Below are 19,006 nucleotides of genomic sequence, written 5' to 3'. Positions count from 1 at the left end.
GTGCTCTCCTGATCTTAGGACTTCGTTTCGCGGTCTTTAACCTCGCGTTCCGCGCGAAGCCAGAACTCCAGATCGCGGCCGACAGGTTGCCCCGCTCCCTGCCAAAGCTCGTGCGCCCGCCTCCTGATCGCCTCTTCTACGCTTTCGGCTTTCAGTCTGCGAAGTCTGTCGCCTATCTCCTCGGCGAAATCTTCAAGCCGAGCCACGATCACCCGATCCGCAATGAGCGCGACGGCCCGATTGGCCAATTCGAGCTGATGCTCAAGTCGCCGGAGTTCGGGCAAGTATTCCATTGCGTACTCGCACGCTGGTCAGAGAGTGTCCGGTGTCTTCAGCTCGCGGCGGATTCTTTCTTCCTTCAGTTGCTGCTCGGCCTGAAACCAAAACTCATCAATCCGGCCATCAGGCTTCCCGGCTTCCTCCCAAAGCTTGTAGGCGCGGGCGCGTATCTCGTTTAATTCTGCTTGACCCATGGCGGCACCCATACGCGGCGGGCGCTTGTCCTTCGGGCTAGTAGCAGGCCCGCCTATAATGGTTAACCCGACTCATGATGAGCGGTTCCCGAAGGTGAGCCCGCATATTTACAAGACTGTTTGACGCCTTGCGCCCGCTCTCCACAATGTGGCGGGGAGCCAAGCCAAATGGACTGGGAAAAAGAACTGGACGCGCCAGTTCGCGAGACTGCCGAGCTTGTCGCGCGCACAGCGTCGGCGAGCGTTCAACCGCAGGCCAACGTTCAGAGGGCGGTCACAGCGCTGACGATAATCGAGCGACGAATAATATTCGTGCATGATCGGATCGCAGGTCTTCAGCCGCTGGCATGATTAACTAAGCTTGCGGGAGGACGCCTTCGAAGCCTCTTCAAAGGCCCGTCCGACATCACCTAGGCTCGCGTCAAACTCGACCTCAAGCCGACCGCTCGCAAGAGTCCGCACTGACACAAAGTGCTTCCGGCCAGCATCGAGAACGGACGCCAGCTTTTCCCGCATTGCCTCCGCTGAAAGCCCTTTTTCCCCATACGTGGCGGGTTACCACCAACTGCCTCAGACGTGCGAGATCAGGAGGCACCTCGTTGTCGGTCATGCGCTCGCTGATAGCTGACCAGGGTGCGAGTGATTTGCCAGGGCTCAATCCGATACCAATCAAACACGTCGTCGAGACTGAGCGGCCGAGAGACTTCCCGTCCGCTCGCGCTGTCCGGCTCTTCGATCAGATAGAACTTGTTGCGCCCTGCCCGCACGAGCCGATCTCGACAGATCAAGCCCGTCGACTCGTCCATATAAACCCGAGTAGCTACGGTGAACCTCATCTTCATTCCCCAGCCCCTTTGATTGCGGCATAAGGTGCGCCGCTATCAATACAGCGTGGCAAATCTCTCAACGTGCAGGAAGTCCGGTATACTGCTAGCTTGACCGCGCAAGCGATGGGTGGCATTGTTTCACCCACAGATTGTTATACTTGTAAGCTTACATATATAACTGCCGCGCCCGCTCAAACTATATTTTATCGGGTCCACTCGTTGTGCAGTATCGTGACCGCACCTACCACATCACGGAAACCGCTGAGTCCGGCCAATGGCACTGGACTGTAAGGCTAAGCGCACGTTTGCAACGGACGGGGACGGCAGCCAACCGCCAAGCCGCCGAAGCAGCGGTCATTCAAGAAATCGACAAGGCTTTGGCTCTTGAAAAAGCGGCAGCCCCGCGACAGCACTGGTCAGGCGTTATACCTGACCAGTCCTGAGAGCGCTGCACGCTTTGGATACCGCCTGAGAAGCTCGCGGCTTCGTTTCTTTCCCAAACAATGCTCCAAGAACAATGGGCCGCAGTACGTCACGACGGCCTGCACCGCCGCGTGCGGAATGTACTGTCGGCGCGACGCCGCGTAGGCCAAGCCGGGCAAGATCATCTCAGGCAAGCTATCAAGAAGAATGAGCGCGCTCAAAGAGTCCTCGCACTCGCGGAGCTTCGCGAGCGCGGGGACTAAGATGTCCAGGGACGGCTCATAGGTCGCGCCTTGGCGCGGGGCGTATTGGACACGTTCCATTATTGTGCTCCCATCGTTGCGCCTTGGCTCGGTTTCGTACCGTTGTCGCCGGGACCTTGCATGCTTGTGCCGAGCCTGGCGGACAGCGCCCTTTATGCGCGCTTTCGATACCCCTATGTCTTCCGCGATCTTGGTGAGAGCCAGTCTCCGCGCAGCCGTCGCGGATTTGTCGACAGCGCGCCGTATGGCGTTACAAAAACCCCGAGTCGATAACTCGCGCGCCCAGGCTTCGAGCTTGGACGCGTCAATCTTTACTTCGATGCCCGACATACGGGGGCTGCCACTTTGTGGGCTCGCCGGACCGCGGCGTGATCTTGGCGAACCGCTCGCCCTGCTCGACCATGCGGGCCACGGGCGAACCGGGGACAAGTCCACTAGTGAAAGCGCTTCGGCTAATCGAGTCCAGCTTTGCAGCGGCTTCGTTCAGGGTATCCGCAAGCACGTTGAGCGCCTCAATGGTGGCGCGATCACTCACCGCCAATCCCCGGACTGTCCGCGTCGCACGCAAAGGGCATCGCACCATTGCCGCTGCGCAGATAATTCAGCGGTACGTTCCGGCTTCCCTGCTCCGACATAGCAGCGGGCTGAGCCCACGCCGATGCAGCTTGCGAGCAACGCGGTTAGCGTCTCGACGGCATCGGCGAGGCGTTCGAGCTGAGGCGCGGCGGCCGCGATCTTTTCGAGCGCGTCGGCGGCACGTCCGAGGCGGGCGTCTTCGGATAGCGCGAGTAGATCGGTCAGTCCGATGGTTTGGTCAGTTTGATTTGTCATGCTGTCCTTCTTTGAGTTGCCGGTTCCGGGTTAATTACTAGCTTCGATCCAGTTTTAAATGGACAGCGACACTGCTTGTTGCGTACGCGCAAGCGGCTCAACATGCGCGTATTGCCGTTTTCCGGGGTGTCGGCGGAGCCCCCGAAACTGACTTCGTAAAGTGCGATTGATTGAAGTTACCTCTCCATTTGGAGCATCTCGCCATGATCGAACGTCGTGCAATGGAGCGCATGCCGATCAACCGGGCTGCGCGGCTGTCATTTGGTGAAATTCAGGGAACGCATCCGTGCATGGTGCGCGACATCAACGCTCTCGGAGCCTGTATCTCCACGCCCTACTACGTGTTTGCGAACGAATTTGTGCTATCGTTCAGCGGCCATTCCGTAATCTTCATCTGCCGCGTCGTATGGAGAAAGGAAACACGTTGTGGCGTTACCTTCCTTCTGCGCCGCAGCCCGCCGAAAGTGGCGAATGATTCCTGCGACAGTTTCAGCGGGCCATGGCGGCCGCTTTGTACATTTAGCAAGTTCACTTAGAGCGAGGCGGATAGCACGCCGCGCCGTTCCCACCCGAAGCGATAAAGGACCGGCACGGCGGCTGCGCCCACCAGGCGGACTGCCGCGCGGCAGATGGACCGCGCGGCATACCTGATAGGACCGAGAGCCGGACGCCCGCTACGCACGGCCCTCACCTATTAGGCCTCTCGATTTGCGTAACTTCGGGCCTCCAGCGGTAAGCCTTTGAGCTTCTGAGTTAAATTCATCCTCTCCTAATTCATTTTGGGAATGTCGGGTTTAGGCGTAGGGTCCAAGCATGGACCCTCGAATGATCCGCGAGCACCTAGCTCAAGCTGAGCGCCACGTTGCGCTCAGCGATAAGCATATTGCCCGTCAAATCGAGATCATTGACGCGCTGGAACATGCGGGCCGCTTGACCGACCTAGCTCTAGATATTCTCGCCACGTATCGGCTGCTTCGGGCCTCTCATGTGGAGCACCGCGACATAATCCGCAGGGAGCTGGGGGGGGCGGGTGAGGCCGGGCAAGGAAGCTACGCCCTCCTGTGGGTTCGCTTCGCCGTGCGCAAACTTCTCGGTACTCGGTCGTTTATCCCCGCTCGCTCCGTTCGCAGTCCACCTATGGCACCCCGGCCCTTATAGGGCCGGGGGAAGTGCCATAAGTCGGGATGGACCAACTCTATGGCAGGTGCCATAGACTGCCATGGCACCGCTCATCCTGTTGTACCTGCGCGACTTTTAGGCGGGGCGCCTCATGGCACGTCCATGGCACTGAGCCCTGAAAAACCCATGGCAGAAGCCATGGCAGTGCCCAAAGTGCCATGGCAACTGCCATGCCCGCTTTAGATAACCAGAAAGTACTTCGAGGCCTTGGCGGTAAGGCGCTCCGCCTTCACGGTTGCCTGTGCCACACACCAGACGCCTCTCAGGTCGAGCGCTGCGAGAGGCTTCCGTTCGAGGTCGCATAGATTTCCGCGCTCCGCGTTGATGGCTCTGCGCAGCGTAGGTAGGTCCAGAGCGATCTCATCGAGCGGCTCGCCCTCCGCGGCCCCGCGTTCGGCCTCGGGTACGGGCGGTCTCTAGGAACATGTCCAATCGATCCTCACGGCGGTCGGAAACCTTGATAGGCGGGACCTCCCCACCTTCCCCATCTGCGACCGCGAGACTCGGGTCGTGATCCTCCATCGCGAGCACCACATCCATAATGTCACCGTCTGAGCTGCTGCCGGTTTGATGGACACCCGGTTAAGCTAATCCCACCTTGCGCTCGAACTCAACAGGGCTGAGATAGCCGATGGTCGAGTGCCTCCGGGTCGTGTTGTAAAATCGTTCGATGTAGTCGAACACATCGGCGCGTGCCTCGTCTCTGGTTCGATAAATCTTGTTGGCCGTACGCTCGGTTTTCAGCGAGGAGAAGAAGCTCTCCATCGCCGCGTTGTCCCAGACGTTGCCGGAGCGGCTCATGCTGCAAACGATGCCGTGATCGGCCATCAGGCGCTGGAACTGTTCGCTGGTGTACTGGCTGCCCTGATCGGAGTGATGCAACAGCGCATCCGGCTTGCCGCGTCGCCAGACGGCCATCAACAATGCGTCCGTGACGAGCTGTGCTGTCATGGCGGCACTCATCGACCAGCCGACCACCCGACGTGAGAACAGGTCGATCACCGCTGCGACATAGAGCCAGCCTTCGGCCGTCCAGAAATAGGTGAAGTCGGCGATCCATTTCTGGTTGGGACGCTCGGCGGCGAACTGCCGGTCAAGGAGGTTCGCCGGTACGGCCTCAAGCTGTCGATCGCCGGCATCCTTCGGCAAGCGCCGACGTCGCGGCCGCGCCCGCAAGCCTTGCAGGCGCATCAGCCGCTCAATCCGGTGCAGGCCGCAATCCGCCCCGTCAGCGAGCAGATCACGCCACACCCGGCGTGCGCCATAGGTGCGGTCGCTGGCGACAAAGCTGGCCTTGACCTTGTCGCCGAGCTCCTCGTCGCTGCGGGATCTGGCGCTGGGAGAGCGGTTCAGCCAGGCATGGAAGCCCGACCGCGACACTCCCAGCGCATCGCATAGCCATGCCACCGGCCAGATCGTCCGGTGCTTCGCGACGAAGGCGAACTTCATGTCGCTTCCTTCGCGAAGTAGGCTGCGGCCTTTTTTAGGATATCCCGCTCGGCCTTCAGCTTGGCGACCTCGCGGCGCAGCCGCTCGATCTCTTGCTGCTCGGGCTTCATCTGACCATGGCCGGGAAAGGCCTGAACCGGGTCAGAGCCGAACTCCTTCACCCATTTGCGCATTACGTTCTCATGAACCCCCAGGTCGCGGCCGGCTTGCGCCACCGACACCCCGCGCTCCCTGACAAACTTGACCGCTTCGATCTTGAACTCTCGGCTGAACTTCCGTCTCTGCATGACCAACCTCCGGCTTGATAAAACACCCAATCTCGGTGTCCATCAAACCGGCAGCAGCTCAGTCCTCATCGCGGCCGATCTCGACGCCTCTGAGCCGCTACCCAAAGCGAACTTTGGAAGGATCTCCGATTCTGAATGCGTATTTCGCAAAAACGCGACAGTGGTTTCGCTAACTGACGGACAGCAGTTTCGCTAAATCGCGGACAGCGTGGCGGCGCTGGCTTTTGGTTGCCTGGTTGTTGAAGTCAGTTGGTATTCGTTTCGCTGTTTTCGACGTCGGTCAAGGGGGCGCGCGGCTTTTTTCCTTCGCATGCTGTCGCCTTCGAGAGCGATGCGGTGGGAGTTGTGGATGATCCGGTCGAGGATAGCGTCTGCGATGGTCGGCTCGCCGACCATGTCGTGCCATTGCGCAACGGGCAGCTGGGCGGTAATCAAGGTCGATTTGCGCCTATAGCGCTCTTCGAAGATTTCGAGGAGATCAAGGCGCTGCGGATTCCGATGATCTCGCCCGGGTGTACCGATTTGATCTCGCCCAGGATTCCGAGATGATCTCGCCCACCATTCCGATTTGATGTCGCCCGGGGCGCGAGGCGTTCTGGCTGTCTGGTTTCTGGCATCGACGAAGCCGCGTGGTCAATCTTGAATCGCGGCTCGAAGGACTTGTTTTTTGCTGCTCCTGCTGTGGGCATGTGGGCAACGCCCTTCGCGTTGTCCAAGCGCAGCGGCATGTCCACAGCGCCACGGGCTCAGGTCTTTCGGCCGGGCTTACGGGTTCGCCGCAGGCTCTCGCCGTTGAGATCGATCCGGTGAGCATTGTGGACCAGGCGGTCGAGGACGGCGTCGGCGTAGGTGGGATCGCCGATCAGCGCGTGCCATTGGTCGACGGGGAGCTGACTGGTGACGATGGTGGAGCGGTGGCCGTAGCGGTCCTCGAGGATCTCCAGCAGGTCGTGGCGGGCTGCGGCGTCGAGTGGCTCGAGGCCCCAGTCGTCGAGGATGAGGAGATCGACACGGCCGAGCGCGCGCAGCAAACGGGGATGGCGGCCGTCGCCGCGCGCCAAAGCGAGATCGCTAAACAGCCGCGGGACGCGCTGATAAAGCACGGAGCGATTGTCGCGGCAGGCCTTGTTGCCGAGCGCCGAGGCGAGCCAGCTCTTGCCAACGCCGGAGGGTCCGCAGATCAAAAGGTTGGCGTGGTCGTCGATCCATTGCCCTTCAACCAGCATCGTCAGTAGGCTGCGGTCGAGGCCACGCGGGGTGCGATAGTCGATGTCCTCGACGCAGGCCTGCTGACGCAGCTTGGCGTATTGCAGCCGCTTCGAGAGCCGCTTGTCGCGTCGCAGCGACGCTTCGCGTTCGAGCAGCAGCGCGAGCCATTCGGCGTGGCCGAGGCTTGCGGCATCGCCGCCGGCTTCGATGTCGGCAAAGGCCTTGGCCATGCCATGAAGGCCGAGCGCGTGGAGTTGATCGAGGGTCGGATGCGTGAGCAAGGCGTGATCTCCTAGTTGTAGTAGCGCGGCCCGCGGATGTTGGGATGAAGGATCGGCGCATCGTCCGCGGAGCGCTTGGGGGAAGGACGCCGATCGAGATTGTTGGCGAGGATCGATTTGACCGAGCCGTAGGTGCGGGCGCCGATGTCGATCGCCCGCAGGGCGGCGGCATCGAGCCGCTCTTGCCCGTAGGATCTGGCGAGCCAGATGATGCCGAGGCAGGCGCGGAAGCCCTGCTCGGGGTGCGTGCGTTCATCGAGGATCAGGTTGCACAGCGCCGCGGTGGCCGATCCGATCGAGGCGGCATCCTTGCGGATGCGCTCGATGGTCCAGCCGGCGTAGCGCCGATGACTGGACGCCATGTGTTCCGGCAGGGTGGTGTGCTTGTGGTTGCCGCTCATGCGCTGATGCGCGGCGATCCGCTCACCCTTGTGGAATATCTCGACGGTGCGGGCGGTGAAGCGCACCTCGACCTCGGCGCGGACGAAGCGATGCGGGACGCTGTACTAATGCGCCTCGACCTCGACGTGGTAATCGATGCTGACCCGGCAGATCCGCCACTCGGCGAACACGTAAGGGCTCTCCGGCAAGACCCTGAGTGCCGGCCGGTCGATCTCCTCCAGCAGCTTGCGGCGGGTCACGCCGAGCCGCCGGATCGGTCGCTCCTCGTTGAGCCGGGTCATTAACTCGGCGATCGCCGCGTTGACCTCGGCGAGGCTGTGGAAGGTCCGATGGCGCAGCCGTCCGAGCAGCCAGCGCTCGACCATGAGGACCGCCTGCTCGACCTTCGCCTTGTCCCGGGGCCGCCGTGGCCTGGCCGGCAGAATGGCGGTGCCGTAATGCGCCGCCATGTCGGCGTAGCTGCGGTTGATCTGCGGATCGTACAGGCAGGCCTTGATCACGGCGACCTTGGTGTTGTCCGGCACCAGCAGTGCCGGCACGCCGCCGATCGCCTCGAAGGCGCCGACATGGCCATCGATCCAGTCGGCGAGCCCCTGCGTCCAGGTCGCCTGCGCGTAGGTGAAGCTCGATGCGCCGAGCACCGCGACGAAGATCTGCGCAACTCGCCGCTCGCCGGTGAACCGGTCGATCACCACCGGCACGCCGTCGCCCGCATAATCGACGAACAGCTTGTCGCCGGCTGCATGCGACTGGCGCATCGTCACCGACAGCCGGCCTTCCCAGGCCCGGTAGAGCTCGCAGAACCGCGAATAGCGATACCCGCCGGGTTCGCCGGCGATGTACTCCTCCCACAGGATCGCCAGCGTCACGTGCTTGCGCCGGAGCTCGCGGTGCACCGCCGCCCAGTCCGGCTCGGGCTGCCGGCGATGGCCACGCCGGGTGCCGAGACCGGCTCCCGTGCTGGCGAACAACCGGGCTTCCAGCACAGCGTCGGTGATGTCGTCGGGCAATGGCCAGGTCAGCCCAGCCGCCTCGAACCGGCGGATCGTCAACCGCACCGTCGAAGGCGCTGTCCCCACCCGCCGCGCAATCTCGCGGGTCGGCATCCCGGCCGACTTCAATCTGATCACATCGCGCACATGGCGCATCGCAAACCTCTCCGTCGGCATCCAGGTCCCCCTTCGCAAAGCCGAAAGGCGGGACCGTAGCGGAGCCAGAAGAGGCCTCGTCACCCGGGCGACATCATCCCGGAATGGTGGGCGAGATCATCTCGGAATGGTGGGCGAGATCAAATCGGAACGGTGGGCGAGATCATTCCGGAATGGTGGGCGACATCGAGCGGAATCAGCAAGGCGCTGCTGATCATTGAGGGTGTGGGTGCCCCAGTCGTCGAGGATGAGCAACTGGACCCGTGCGAGCTTGTCGATGAGGCGCGGGAAGCGACCATCGAGACGGGCCATGGCGAGGTCTTCGAACAGGCGCGGCATACGCAAATAAAGGACGGAATGATCGAGCCTGGCCGCCTGGCGTCCGAAGGCGCACGCCAGCCAGGTTTTACCAGTCCCGGTCAGGCCGGTGATGATGAAGTTCTCATGGGCTTTCAGCCAAGCGCCTTGCGCCAGCTGCAGGGTGTTGCGCCGGTCAAGGCCGCGGCGGGATGCGAAGTCGACGTCTTCGATACAGGCGTCGACGAAGCGCAGCTTGGCTGCGGCGAGGCGATTGGTCAGGCGCCGGTCGGCACGCATGGCGGCTTCACGATCGAGCATCAGGCCGAGCCACTCATCCCGGCTGAGATCGGCGGCATTGTCCTGTTCGGCTAGTTGCCTGTAAGCGGCCGCCATTCCGGCAAGGCCGAGGGCCTGCATCTGCTCGAGGGTCGGGTGGGTCAGCATCGCGATGTTCCTTTCCTTCATTGATAATAGGCGCCGCCACGGATGGTTGGCGTGGGAGGGCGTGGCTTTGATGGGCTCGGCGGCAGGGCTCGCGCGGTCCAGCCCGGATTTGAGGATGGCGCTCACGGAGGAGTAATTGATCGCGTTGATGGCGAGCGCCCTCTCACAGGCCGCTTCCAGCCGATTGCGCTCGTAGCGCCGCGCCAGGGCGATGATCCCCATGGCGGAGCGATAACCCTGCTCGGGATGCGGGCGCTCACGCATCATCCGCTCGACCAGGGTGGCGGCGTTGACGCCGACCCGCGCTGCCATCTTGATCAAACTCGCCGGTGTCATATTGGCGTAACGCTGATGGGCCTTGGGCATGTGCTCGTTCACGGTGACATGGCCGCTGCGCTGAGAGCGGCGCACATGGCTGGCGACACGCGTGTGATCCTGGAAGATCTCGACGGCTCGATACGTGAGCCGGACGTCCACCCGACGGCCGATCAGTCGGTGCGGCACCGAGTAAAAGGTCTTGTCGACTTCGACGTGATAATCGGGATGGACCTTCGCGGTTTTCCACTCGGCGTATTCGAATGGTTCGCTCGGCAGCGGCGTCAACGCAGCGCGCTCGATCTCCTCGAACAGCTGCCGGCGGGATTTGCCGATATGGCGCATCGGCCGATGGTTCAGCTCCTCCAGCAAACCGCCGATCGCAGTATTGAGATCGGTCAGGTTGAAGAACCGCCGATGGCGCAGCCGTGCCAGAATCCAGCGCTCAACAATCAGCACCGCGCCTTCAACCTTGCCCTTGTCGCGGGGCTTGCGGCTGCGGGTCGGCAAAATCGTCGTGTCGTAGTGCTCGGCCATGGCGGCAAAGGTTTGGTTGAGCGTCGGCTCGAACCACAACGCCTTGACGACCCCGGCCTTCAGATTGTCGCAGACGATCGCCTTGGGAACTCCGCCGAAGTACGACAAGGCTCGGGTCTGGCCTTCGATCCAATCTGGTAGTCGCTGACCGAAGCTTCCCATAGCGAAGGTCAGCGACGAGGCCCCGAGCACCGCGACAAATATCTGCGCCTGACGGATCTCGCCGGTTTGCGGATCGATCACCTCCACCGTCGGACCGGCATAGTCGGTCTGCATAACTGCACCCGCCGCGTGGCGATGACGGAAGGTCGGGTTCGCCCGGCGCCGATAGAACGTCAAACTTCTCGCAGAACCACGTGTAACCATAGCCCTCGGGATGCGCCGTCCGGTATTCCTGCCACAGCAGCGTCAGTGTCACGCCCTTGCGCTTGAGCTCCTGCGCGACCCGCGGCCACTCAGGCTCACTCAAGTCCTGCGGAGGCCGCCCGACCCGCCGGAACAGAGCCCGCTGCAACGCCGCCTCGCTCGCGTAAATCGGCGGTAACGGCCAGCTTAAGCCCGCCTCGCGTGCCCGCAGCAGGTAGGTGGCAACCGAGCTCTTGCTGATCTGCAGCCGTTCCGAGATCTCCCGAACCGACAGGCCCTGCTCGTACGTCAGCCTCAGGATCGATCGTAGGTCCTTCACAGTGGTTCGTTTCGCTTGCTTCCGTCTCGGCATTGCCCCTCTCAAACTCAGCTTGAGAGAGAACATTGCCTGAACGGCGCTCCCGAAAACCAACCTCCCGCAACTGTCCGCGATTTAGCGGAATCCCTGTCCCGGAATTACTGAAATCGCTGTCCGCGAATTACCGAAATCGGTGTCCGGAAATTGCCGAAACACGCATTCTGAACTTCGAGCCCGCCTCGATAGTGCCGCGTCCCGTCTTCGCGTTGCGCGAAACTTCAATCACGGTGTCGACGTTGCCCTGCAATTGCCCGTCTCCACGCACGTGCTCTCCTGCTTTGGTGGGGTGCTGCAGGCTTGCGACGTTCGCGCCGGTTGCCAATGAAATGCGCTGCATGGCGACAACGAAAATGCCGCCATGCTCGCGGTCATTTCCAGGAGCGATGCTTTGGCTGAGCGTATCGATGATAATCATCGCCACCGGCATGCCGTAGTGCTCGCCCGTTTCTTTGGCGATCCTGATCAGCTCCTTCTCGTCGGCGGTCGCTTTTCCGTCCGCACCATAGAGCCCGCACGGCCCCCCACTGAAGACAGCCGTCTTACCGGCTCTCCACAAGCCCGAGACAATCGAAGTCGTGCCTCTAGCGATAAAGAACTTCCCGCACCAATCGAGGTGGCGAGGCTCCGCGCTGCGAATGTCTTCGATGTACGCGATCTTAGATTGCTTACCGATAGACTGATTGTCCCGGCGCTCTTCGCTCTCTTCAGTCGTCTCGCCAGCGTCAAGCGACCGCTGGCGTTCAGCTTTGGAAATCCGCTGCTCGCGCTCCCGCTCAGCTTATCTTGCCATTCGGCCCACCGCTCTTCAGTGCCGCCGTTCGCCAGGAATGCAGTCTTCTCGTCGACATCCTGCTGGTGCTTCTTGAGTCCTTGATTCTTGAGACTCTCACTGGCAGCGGCAACGAAGATCGCTTTATCGATCTTGCCGCGCGTTCGCCCGATAGTGCGAAGGTAACGGCTCGCGCGCTCCAAAGCATCAGGCGTCGATACTATGGGGCGGCAAAGCTCGGCTAGCAGCTTGCGCCGGTCCTCGAGTTGGCGTCGCATCCTGTCCAGAGCACGCTCAGCCGAACGCTCCAGCTCGTTAAGTTCGCTCCCATCGGATGCGCACTCCTGCCGTCTGTCGGCAATCGCCCGGATCGTCGTCTCGCTTTCGTCTTCAATAGGACTGAAGGTCTGCTCGATAGGCTTGAAACCCCTCCCCGTCCGGCGCAAGGGGGATGACGTAGTCGAACGTCACCCCAAGGATGCCGTTTGCCTGACGGGTCGCCTCGGCGCGCTCAGCCGGTGACAGAGCTAACAGCCGCGGTCGCGAAGCCGCGGCCGGTTGGTTGGAACATGATTGCATTCGGGTTCTCGCGGAAGTTCGTTAGGCAGCCAGGACGGAAGCGATGACGCTGGCGCGGTAGCGGCGGAAGCCTCCGAGCTTGAAGCCGTCACCAGCAACGGAGCGGCCAGCCTTGGAGTAAAGCCAAGGCCGGGTAACTCGAAGCGCCGTGCAGACTTCCTCGACGGTTAAGGCAGCTTCGCCCGATAGAGCCGCTAGGCTGCATTTGGGGGCCTGGCGCTCTGAGAACGATAAGAGCGGGTTGGGCGGCAGTGCGGTAGTCATGGCGCAGGACTCCTCCTTCCCCGGCGAGCTGGTTGCTCCGGAGGCGTGTCAGTGATGACGCCCGGCAGGCGGGCGATGGTGCTTGGTCTGGAACGGTCTCGCGAAGTGCGCCGGTTTAGGGTATCCGCGCGCGAGCTATCGTTTAGGACCGTTAGGCAGAAGGTCTCACGGCTCGGTTCTGGGGGTCAACTTAAGGGGCAAGACAGTCTAAGGCAGACCCGAGCGGCTCTGGCCGTCTCCGGCCTTCGCACGACGCATGTAGACGGCGCGCCGTTGTTCTTGAACAAAAAATATCGCGCCGGGGGCCCCCTTCCCCGAAGCGCGCTGCCGTGGCTCGCCCGACAAGTGGAGGTATCCCGCCGGTTTCCCGAACGCAAAATCCACCGATTGAAAATGACGTTAAGCTGTTGATTTTGCTGGCGCGCTCGGAAGGATTCGAACCTCCGACCCTCGGAATCGAAATCCGATGCTCTATCCAGCTGAGCTACGAGCGCCCTGGCCCATTGGAGGGCCGCAACCGAGAAGCGCCGGGACCGCGGCTGGCGAACCAGCGCAGCAGGCGGCGTTCGGACGGCTTCGAATTAGCAGAGAGATTGACCAATAAAAAGCCCTTCCCGCCTCCCCGGAGGCGGGTCACAGCGGGGTTGTCACCAGGTCGTGTTGAAGAGGCCGAAATGCGGCTGCTGTGCCACCATCATCGGCCGGCCATACTGCGGCCCACCATATTGTGGCCCACCATAATACGGCGGGGCCGGATGCACTCTGGCGACCTTGCGCTTGGGCTGAGCCTGGGCCTGCGACTTCTTGGCGGCGTCGGGCTTCGAACCAGGGGTGAACTGGGCAAATGTCTCGCGCACCCGCGCCTTGGCCGACATCTCCGCCAGGGCGGCTGCCGACGCGGCGTCCGGCGGCTGAGGCGCGGCCGCGGCCGTCTTCACCACGGGCGCCGCAATCGTCGGCTGGGTGGTGTCGAGCACGACACGCTCAGGCAGGTGGCGATCCGACCTGATCCGGATCAGGGGTTGATCATTGCTCGCGGTGGCAACAGCCTGCGCCACAGGTGCCACCGGCACCATGTAGCTCACCGCGAACAACAGTGCGAGCAAAGCTCCACCGACATAAACGAAGTACCGAAAGATGGGCATTGGCCACGCTCCGCCCCCCGCATCCCCGCGTGGGCTCTCCGCCTCAACGGGCGATCCTTTAATTGGTTCCTAGCTCAGCCCTTTGGTTCAAATGGCATCGCCAAGATTTTTGACCAAGGGCTGCGGACGGTAACTTTTCCGCTATCGGAGAGCGCTGTCTTTCAGGCGCGCCGTGCTGCGAGGAGCGAACATTTCGCCTGATCCGCGTTCACGTTGACGAAGCCGATCGGGACGCGCGCAAACGTCTTGCGGCTCTTCATGCTGACCGGCTCGGTCAGCACGCGGATGCGGTCGGTGAGATGGCTGCCGTCGCGTCGTGCGAATGCGCAAACGATCTCGACATCCTTTACGGCATAGTCATTGTCATTTCGCAGCGTGAACGTCACCAGCGCCTTCGAGCCGAGGCCACCGCGGCGCCAAGTCTGTGATGAAATCCTGAGATGATCGAGGTCGGCCATTGCCGACGCCTGGGCTTCAGAAGCCGGCGTGACCGCCGCTGATGCATCGCCCGAGGACCCCGGCTCGACGGATGCGAGCTCAGGCTTCGCCGGCTCGGCGCTGTTGCCCTTGGAAAGAGGCAGCAGCATCCAGACACCGCAGCCGACGATGATGGCCGCCAGCAGCCATAAAAGGCTGCGGCCGAATGAGACACTCGCGATCGTCACGCTCCGCGCCACCCGCTCGCCGGTCCCGGCGAAGCGTCCCAGTCCGATACGATCAAGCCTGGCGTTCATGGTGAACCGATAGCGACCACAGCGCGTCCGACCACAGATCTGGCTGCTATTTACCCTAATCCGGCAGACGAACTAAGGTTCCCGCGCTTCATGCGAGTCGGCAGGGGCGGTGGCGATCACTCCCCGAGCGCGTTAACATGCGCTGCAACATCGAAAGACCCTGTCGGGAGAACAAGGAATGCCAGTCGTCGTTACCTGGGATCACGTCCATCTGCGCAGCCCCGATCCGGAGGCCACGGCGGCCTGGCTGCGCGACATCCTCGGTGGCGAAATCGTACGCGCGCCCGGACGGATCGACGTGAACCTCGGCGGCGCAAAAATCTTCATTGCACCGCTTGAGGGCGATAACGCCGTCAATCCGCCGCCCCCGCACCCGCACCAGGGCCTCGACCATTTCGGTCTGACGGTGAAGGACATCGACGCCGTTGCGGCCGAGATCAAGGCCAAGGGAGTGACCTTTACGCGCGAGCCGACCACGATCCGCCCCGGCGTGCGCATCTGCTTCATCAGCGGTCCCGAGGGCATCTCCATCGAGCTGCTCGAGCGCGACAAGAAATACGCCTGACGCAAGCCGCATCAGGCAACAGCCGCCGGGCGAGAACCGCTCGGTGCGGTTACGTCATGCTACCGGGCATGAAACAGCGGATGGTCACGCCCATGTAGCCGTAGATCGGCCACACCATGGTGCGCCCCACCCGGTTCGGCTCCGAGATCACGGCCTCCTCGGGCACGTCGACCCAGACCATCTCCTGCTGCTGCTGACGATCGAGCATGGAGCCCGAACGCGGGATGCGGACACGATAGTGTCCGTCCTTGCTCTCCCAATCGGTATCCGAGAGCGCCGAGCCGTCGGCATCGGAGCAGCACGGCCCCTTACCGCTGCGCAGGCCGTCGAACCAGGCCTTCAGATCGGCATTGGTGTTGACGAACTGGCCGCGGTCGCGCGCGTGCCCGAAAGGGGCTGCGAGCGCAATCAGAGCCGCGGCGCAAGCCAGCTTCGTCACGCTTTGCCAGCGTGCCGCGCTGCCAATCCGCCATCGTTCGTCTTTGCAAATCGTGGGACGCGCACTGTGCAGACGCGGCTCATCGCCGCCGGAATCGATCCAGTTGCTCACGTTTGTCTTGCTCCAGCACCCCGCGGCCAGTGCAACAATGGTTATGCATTTCGCGGGCCAACTTGATTCGCAATGACTGGCCTCGCCTCATAATGAGACCGTCATATCAGTGTCACAGACAAGCCGGGACAATTACGGTCTGCAGGACGGGAACAGCGTGGCGGCTGGCAAACTGCCGCGTTGCGCGCGGGATTGTGCTTTGGCATAAAAGCTCTACCGGTTGCGCCATTGGGCGATGGCGGCCGGCTTGCGGGGCTTTATGAAGAACGGCCTCTATTCGATTCACGTGTGTCTGCTCGATGGTCGAGTCAGCAAGGGCAGCGGGGTGATTCTTTTTCGCGACGGCAGGATTCTGGGCGGCGACGCGTACCTGTTTTACACTGGCAGCTACACCGTGAAGGACAACACCTTCAAGGGCGAGGTGCTGGTCCAGCGCCACACCTCTCCGCGGGGCGACGACAATCCCCTGTTCGGCGGCCCTGCCCCGGTCGGCATCGGCGTCAGCGGCACGTTCACGGACACCCGCGCTGAGATGACCGGCACGGCTCTCGTCGGCAAGGCCAGCCAGATCTTCGGCGCCACCTTGCACCGGCTGGCTGACGCCGACTAGCTATTCCGCTGCCTGCTCAAGTGGCGCGGTGCGCGGCAGAATCATCTGGATGCGTGTGCCGCCGCCCGGCTCGGAATCAAGGTCGAGGCGCCCGCCGAGGCGGTTGGTCACGATGCTGTAGACGATGTGCAGCCCGAGACCGGTGCCTCCCTGGTCACGCCGCGTCGTGAAAAACGGATCGAACGCGCGGCGGCGGACGTCGAGCGACATGCCGCAGCCGTTGTCCGAGAAGATGACCTCGACATTGTCCTTGCCGGACTCGCGCACCTGGATGTCGATCGTCCCCGGCCGGCCGTCCGGGAAGGCGTGTGCCACCGAATTGAGAAACAGGTTGGTCAGCACCTGGCCGTAGGGACCGGGATAGCTGTTCATGGTGAGATCGGGCTGGCACTCGACGTTGAGCGTCAGATTGTGCTTGCGCAGGCCCGGCCGCAGACTCATCACCACCTGCTCGGTGAGGTCGCCGAGATCGAACGTGCGCTGGTCAGAATAGTTGCGGTCGGCCGCGACCTGCTTGAACGACTGGATCAGCTCGGCGGCGCGATTGAGGTTGGAGACGAGCTGCGAGGACGCATCGCGGCTGGTGTTGAGGAAGTCGTTGAGCGTGGAGCGGCGAAGCTCGCCGCGCTCGACCTCGGAGGTAAACGTCGCAGTCTTGCGCTCCAGCGCGGAGGCGACCGTGAGGCTGATGCCGACGGGGTTGTTGACCTCATGCGCGACGCCGGCGACGAGTCGTCCGAGCGCCGCGAGCTTCTCCGCCTCGATCAGCGACGCCTGGGTCTCGCGCAGATTGCGCAGCGCGGTCTCGGCGGCTTCCTTGGCCTTGCGCATCTCCTGCTCGCCGCGCTTGCGCTCGCCGATGTCGAGCGCCACGGTGACGATCCGCTCGATCTCGCCCTCGGCGTCAAGCAGCGGCAGCTTGTTGACGAGCCATTGCCGCATGTTGCCGGAGGCGTCCTTGTACTCCTCCTCGTAGAAACCCAGACCCTTGCGCAGCCTGAGCACGCGCTTGTCGTTCTCGTCGGTCTTGGCCGCGCCGTAGCGCGACATCAGGTCCGCGGTGGTGCGGCCTAGCGCATCGCCGGGCTCGATGCCGAAGATGCCGGCCATGTAGCGGTTCATCAGCACGTAGCGCAGGTCGCGGTCCTTGACATTGATGACCGCCGGCACGGTGTCGATGACCTGCTGGAGCAGGCGCCGGCCTTCGGCGATGGCGTCTTCCGCCCGCTTCTGGTCGGTGATGTCGCGCAGCGTGCCCTCGTAGCGGACGATGTTGCCGGCTTCGTCCCGCACGCCGGTGGCGCTGTCGGAGAGCCACAGGATGTCGCCGCTGCGCTGGCGCACCTGGTACTCGAACTCGCGCACCATGCCGTCACGCGCCATCAGCCGCTGATACTCGTCGCGCGCCTCGGGATGGACGTAGATGGTATGGGCGATATCGCTGATGCTGTCGATGAGGTGCTGCGGGCTGTCATAGCCCATCATCCGCGCCAGCGCCGGATTGGCATTGAGGAGGTCTCCGCCCGGCGTCGTCACGTAGATGCCGTCGACGGAGCCCTCGAACAGCTTTCGGTAGCTCTCCTCCGCAAGGCGCTGCTCAGTGAGCGCGCGCACCGCCGCCTCGCGTGCGGTGTCGGCCTCCTCCAGCGCGCGGCGGAACACTTCGGCTGCGCGCGCGATGTCGCCGATCTCGTTGTCGAGGTCGGCAGACGGAATAGAGGTGTTCTTCTCGCCTGCCGCGAGCGCGCGAATGGATCGCGCGATCTTGGCCAGCGGCCGCACGGTCCGCCGCACCACGAAGGCGGCAGCGACCATGCCGATCAGCACGCCGACGCTGCCGAGCACGATGCTCTGCCACCGCGCCTCGGCAAGCGTCCGGGCGAAGTCGCGTGACAGCACGTGGCCGCGGCGGTCGCTGACATCGCGCAGCAGTTCGGTGACGCGGCCGATCAGCCGGCCCTCGGTACCCAGCACCTCGCGGTCGATGTCGACGATCTGCCGCTCCCGGACCGCGACCGCGATGATGGCGTCGGCGTAGTCATTGACGGCCGCCTTCAACCCGCTATCGGCGATGTCCATCGTCCGCATGCCCTGCGCCGCCTGCTCGGCCGCGGACGGATTGCGTGCGAGCAGACCGAGCGCGATCCGGCTCTGCGCCTCGGACAGGCGGGACGCCAGCTCGCGGTCCGCGGTGGCGGAGACCGCGGCGTCGAACCGGTCGCGCAGCGGCGGCAATCCGGCGAGCAGCTGCGCGCGGCGGTCGATCAGGGTCGAGATGCGCTCGAGGCCGCTGCGATAGGTCGCCAGGCGTTCGGTGACGCCGTCGATCATGTCCTGCTGCTCGGGCGCGAGCTCGATGCGGGTCTTCTTCAGGATGTCGCTGAGGGTCGAGGCCGCCTCGCCGACCTGCTTGAACTGGATGCCGGCACCGGGATCGGTGACGAAGTCGCGCGCGGCGAGCCGCAGCTCGTTCATGCGGCGGTCGATGTCCTCGGCGAGGTCGCCGACGCTCTGGAGCCGCTGCAGCTCGGCGAAAGTCGTGTCGATGTGCCGGATCGCGATCACGCTGGCCGTCGAGGTGACGATGATCACCGCCAGCACCAGGAGGAAGCTGCCGAAGGTGAGCTGGCCGATGGAGAGCGAGAATGTACGCTTTTTCTCGGGGGTCGGCGTCAATTCGGCGGACATTGGTGTTTTG

15 protein-coding genes, 1 tRNA gene and 3 pseudogenes are annotated in these 19,006 nt (G+C 63.0%); 4 read left to right on the top strand and 15 right to left on the bottom strand.

The genetic code is table 11. The features are described 5' to 3' along the window. Positions 1-14: 14 nt before the first annotated feature. Together ACVWY3_RS07800 and ACVWY3_RS07795 are read right to left on the bottom strand one after the other, a co-directional pair. Entirely contained in the window at positions 15-293 is a 279-nt protein-coding gene (locus ACVWY3_RS07800) for a DUF2934 domain-containing protein (RefSeq protein WP_456837928.1), read from the bottom strand. 18 nt (positions 294-311) lie between these two features. After that, positions 312-473, bottom strand: a complete 162-nt coding sequence (locus ACVWY3_RS07795) for a DUF2934 domain-containing protein (RefSeq protein ID WP_456837927.1) — start codon at positions 471-473, stop codon at positions 312-314. Positions 474-641: 168 nt separating this feature from the next. Here ACVWY3_RS07795 and ACVWY3_RS07790 point away from each other — a divergent pair, with 168 nt between their 5' ends. Beyond that, positions 642-824, top strand: coding sequence for a hypothetical protein (locus ACVWY3_RS07790; protein ID WP_456837926.1), 183 nt, complete (start codon positions 642-644; stop codon positions 822-824). Positions 825-2,517: 1,693 nt separating this feature from the next. Here ACVWY3_RS07790 and ACVWY3_RS07785 read toward each other — a convergent pair. Next, positions 2,518-2,817 carry a hypothetical protein gene (locus ACVWY3_RS07785; RefSeq protein WP_456837925.1) on the bottom strand — a complete coding sequence of 100 codons (300 nt, stop codon included), beginning with the start codon at positions 2,815-2,817 and terminating at the stop codon, positions 2,518-2,520. A gap of 203 nt (positions 2,818-3,020) precedes the next feature. Here ACVWY3_RS07785 and ACVWY3_RS07780 point away from each other — a divergent pair, with 203 nt between their 5' ends. Further along, on the top strand, positions 3,021-3,353 hold the full coding sequence (locus tag ACVWY3_RS07780; RefSeq protein WP_456837924.1) for a PilZ domain-containing protein: 333 nt from the start codon (positions 3,021-3,023) through the stop codon (positions 3,351-3,353). A 1,225-nt stretch (positions 3,354-4,578) separates the two neighbouring features. Here the strand turns inward: ACVWY3_RS07780 and ACVWY3_RS07775 are convergent. The 10 genes and pseudogenes from ACVWY3_RS07775 to ACVWY3_RS07730 form a co-directional block, all read right to left on the bottom strand. Continuing rightward, positions 4,579-5,732 (bottom strand): IS3 family transposase gene (locus ACVWY3_RS07775; protein ID WP_456837923.1). Its coding sequence is split into 2 segments (ribosomal slippage): positions 4,579-5,483 and positions 5,483-5,732, totalling 1,155 coding nucleotides; the frame shifts between segments, so codons are not numbered across the junction. A 192-nt stretch (positions 5,733-5,924) separates the two neighbouring features. After that, on the bottom strand, positions 5,925-6,167 hold the full coding sequence (locus ACVWY3_RS07770; protein ID WP_456837922.1) for an ATP-binding protein: 243 nt from the start codon (positions 6,165-6,167) through the stop codon (positions 5,925-5,927). A 311-nt stretch (positions 6,168-6,478) separates the two neighbouring features. Beyond that, on the bottom strand, positions 6,479-7,222 hold the full coding sequence (istB, locus tag ACVWY3_RS07765) for an IS21-like element helper ATPase IstB (protein ID WP_456837182.1): 744 nt from the start codon (positions 7,220-7,222) through the stop codon (positions 6,479-6,481). A gap of 11 nt (positions 7,223-7,233) precedes the next feature. Beyond that, positions 7,234-8,772 (bottom strand): annotated as a pseudogene (gene istA / locus ACVWY3_RS07760) (IS21 family transposase). Positions 8,773-8,889: 117 nt separating this feature from the next. Then, positions 8,890-9,480: pseudogene (locus ACVWY3_RS07755) on the bottom strand (ATP-binding protein); the annotation flags it as partial. A 53-nt stretch (positions 9,481-9,533) separates the two neighbouring features. Further along, positions 9,534-11,086 (bottom strand): annotated as a pseudogene (gene istA, locus ACVWY3_RS07750) (IS21 family transposase). Positions 11,087-11,213: 127 nt separating this feature from the next. Beyond that, positions 11,214-11,648 carry a hypothetical protein gene (locus ACVWY3_RS07745; protein ID WP_456837921.1) on the bottom strand — a complete coding sequence of 145 codons (435 nt, stop codon included), beginning with the start codon at positions 11,646-11,648 and terminating at the stop codon, positions 11,214-11,216. Between the two features lie 1,473 nt (positions 11,649-13,121). Next, positions 13,122-13,198: transfer RNA gene (locus ACVWY3_RS07740), tRNA-Arg, on the bottom strand. A gap of 153 nt (positions 13,199-13,351) precedes the next feature. Next, positions 13,352-13,849, bottom strand: coding sequence for a hypothetical protein (locus ACVWY3_RS07735; protein ID WP_456837920.1), 498 nt, complete (start codon positions 13,847-13,849; stop codon positions 13,352-13,354). 161 nt (positions 13,850-14,010) lie between these two features. After that, complete coding sequence (locus ACVWY3_RS07730; RefSeq protein WP_456837919.1) at positions 14,011-14,583, bottom strand: hypothetical protein; 573 nt, start codon at positions 14,581-14,583, stop codon at positions 14,011-14,013. A 178-nt stretch (positions 14,584-14,761) separates the two neighbouring features. Here ACVWY3_RS07730 and ACVWY3_RS07725 point away from each other — a divergent pair, with 178 nt between their 5' ends. Further along, positions 14,762-15,148 carry a VOC family protein gene (locus ACVWY3_RS07725; RefSeq protein ID WP_456837918.1) on the top strand — a complete coding sequence of 129 codons (387 nt, stop codon included), beginning with the start codon at positions 14,762-14,764 and terminating at the stop codon, positions 15,146-15,148. 49 nt (positions 15,149-15,197) lie between these two features. On the opposite strand, the gene ACVWY3_RS07720 is transcribed toward ACVWY3_RS07725, so the two are convergent. Then, positions 15,198-15,698: a hypothetical protein gene (locus tag ACVWY3_RS07720; RefSeq protein WP_456837917.1), complete on the bottom strand. Its 501-nt coding sequence runs from the start codon at positions 15,696-15,698 to the stop codon at positions 15,198-15,200. 259 nt (positions 15,699-15,957) lie between these two features. On the opposite strand from ACVWY3_RS07720, the gene ACVWY3_RS07715 reads away from it, so the two are divergent. Continuing rightward, positions 15,958-16,308 carry a GrlR family regulatory protein gene (locus ACVWY3_RS07715; protein WP_456837916.1) on the top strand — a complete coding sequence of 117 codons (351 nt, stop codon included), beginning with the start codon at positions 15,958-15,960 and terminating at the stop codon, positions 16,306-16,308. Here the strand turns inward: ACVWY3_RS07715 and ACVWY3_RS07710 are convergent, their stop codons facing one another. Next, on the bottom strand, positions 16,309-18,996 hold the full coding sequence (locus ACVWY3_RS07710) for a PAS domain S-box protein (protein WP_456837915.1): 2,688 nt from the start codon (positions 18,994-18,996) through the stop codon (positions 16,309-16,311). Positions 18,997-19,006: the final 10 nt, after the last annotated feature.

This window comes from Bradyrhizobium sp. USDA 4486 (assembly GCF_054057995.1).
This window is presented reverse-complemented; position numbering and strand designations above follow the sequence as displayed.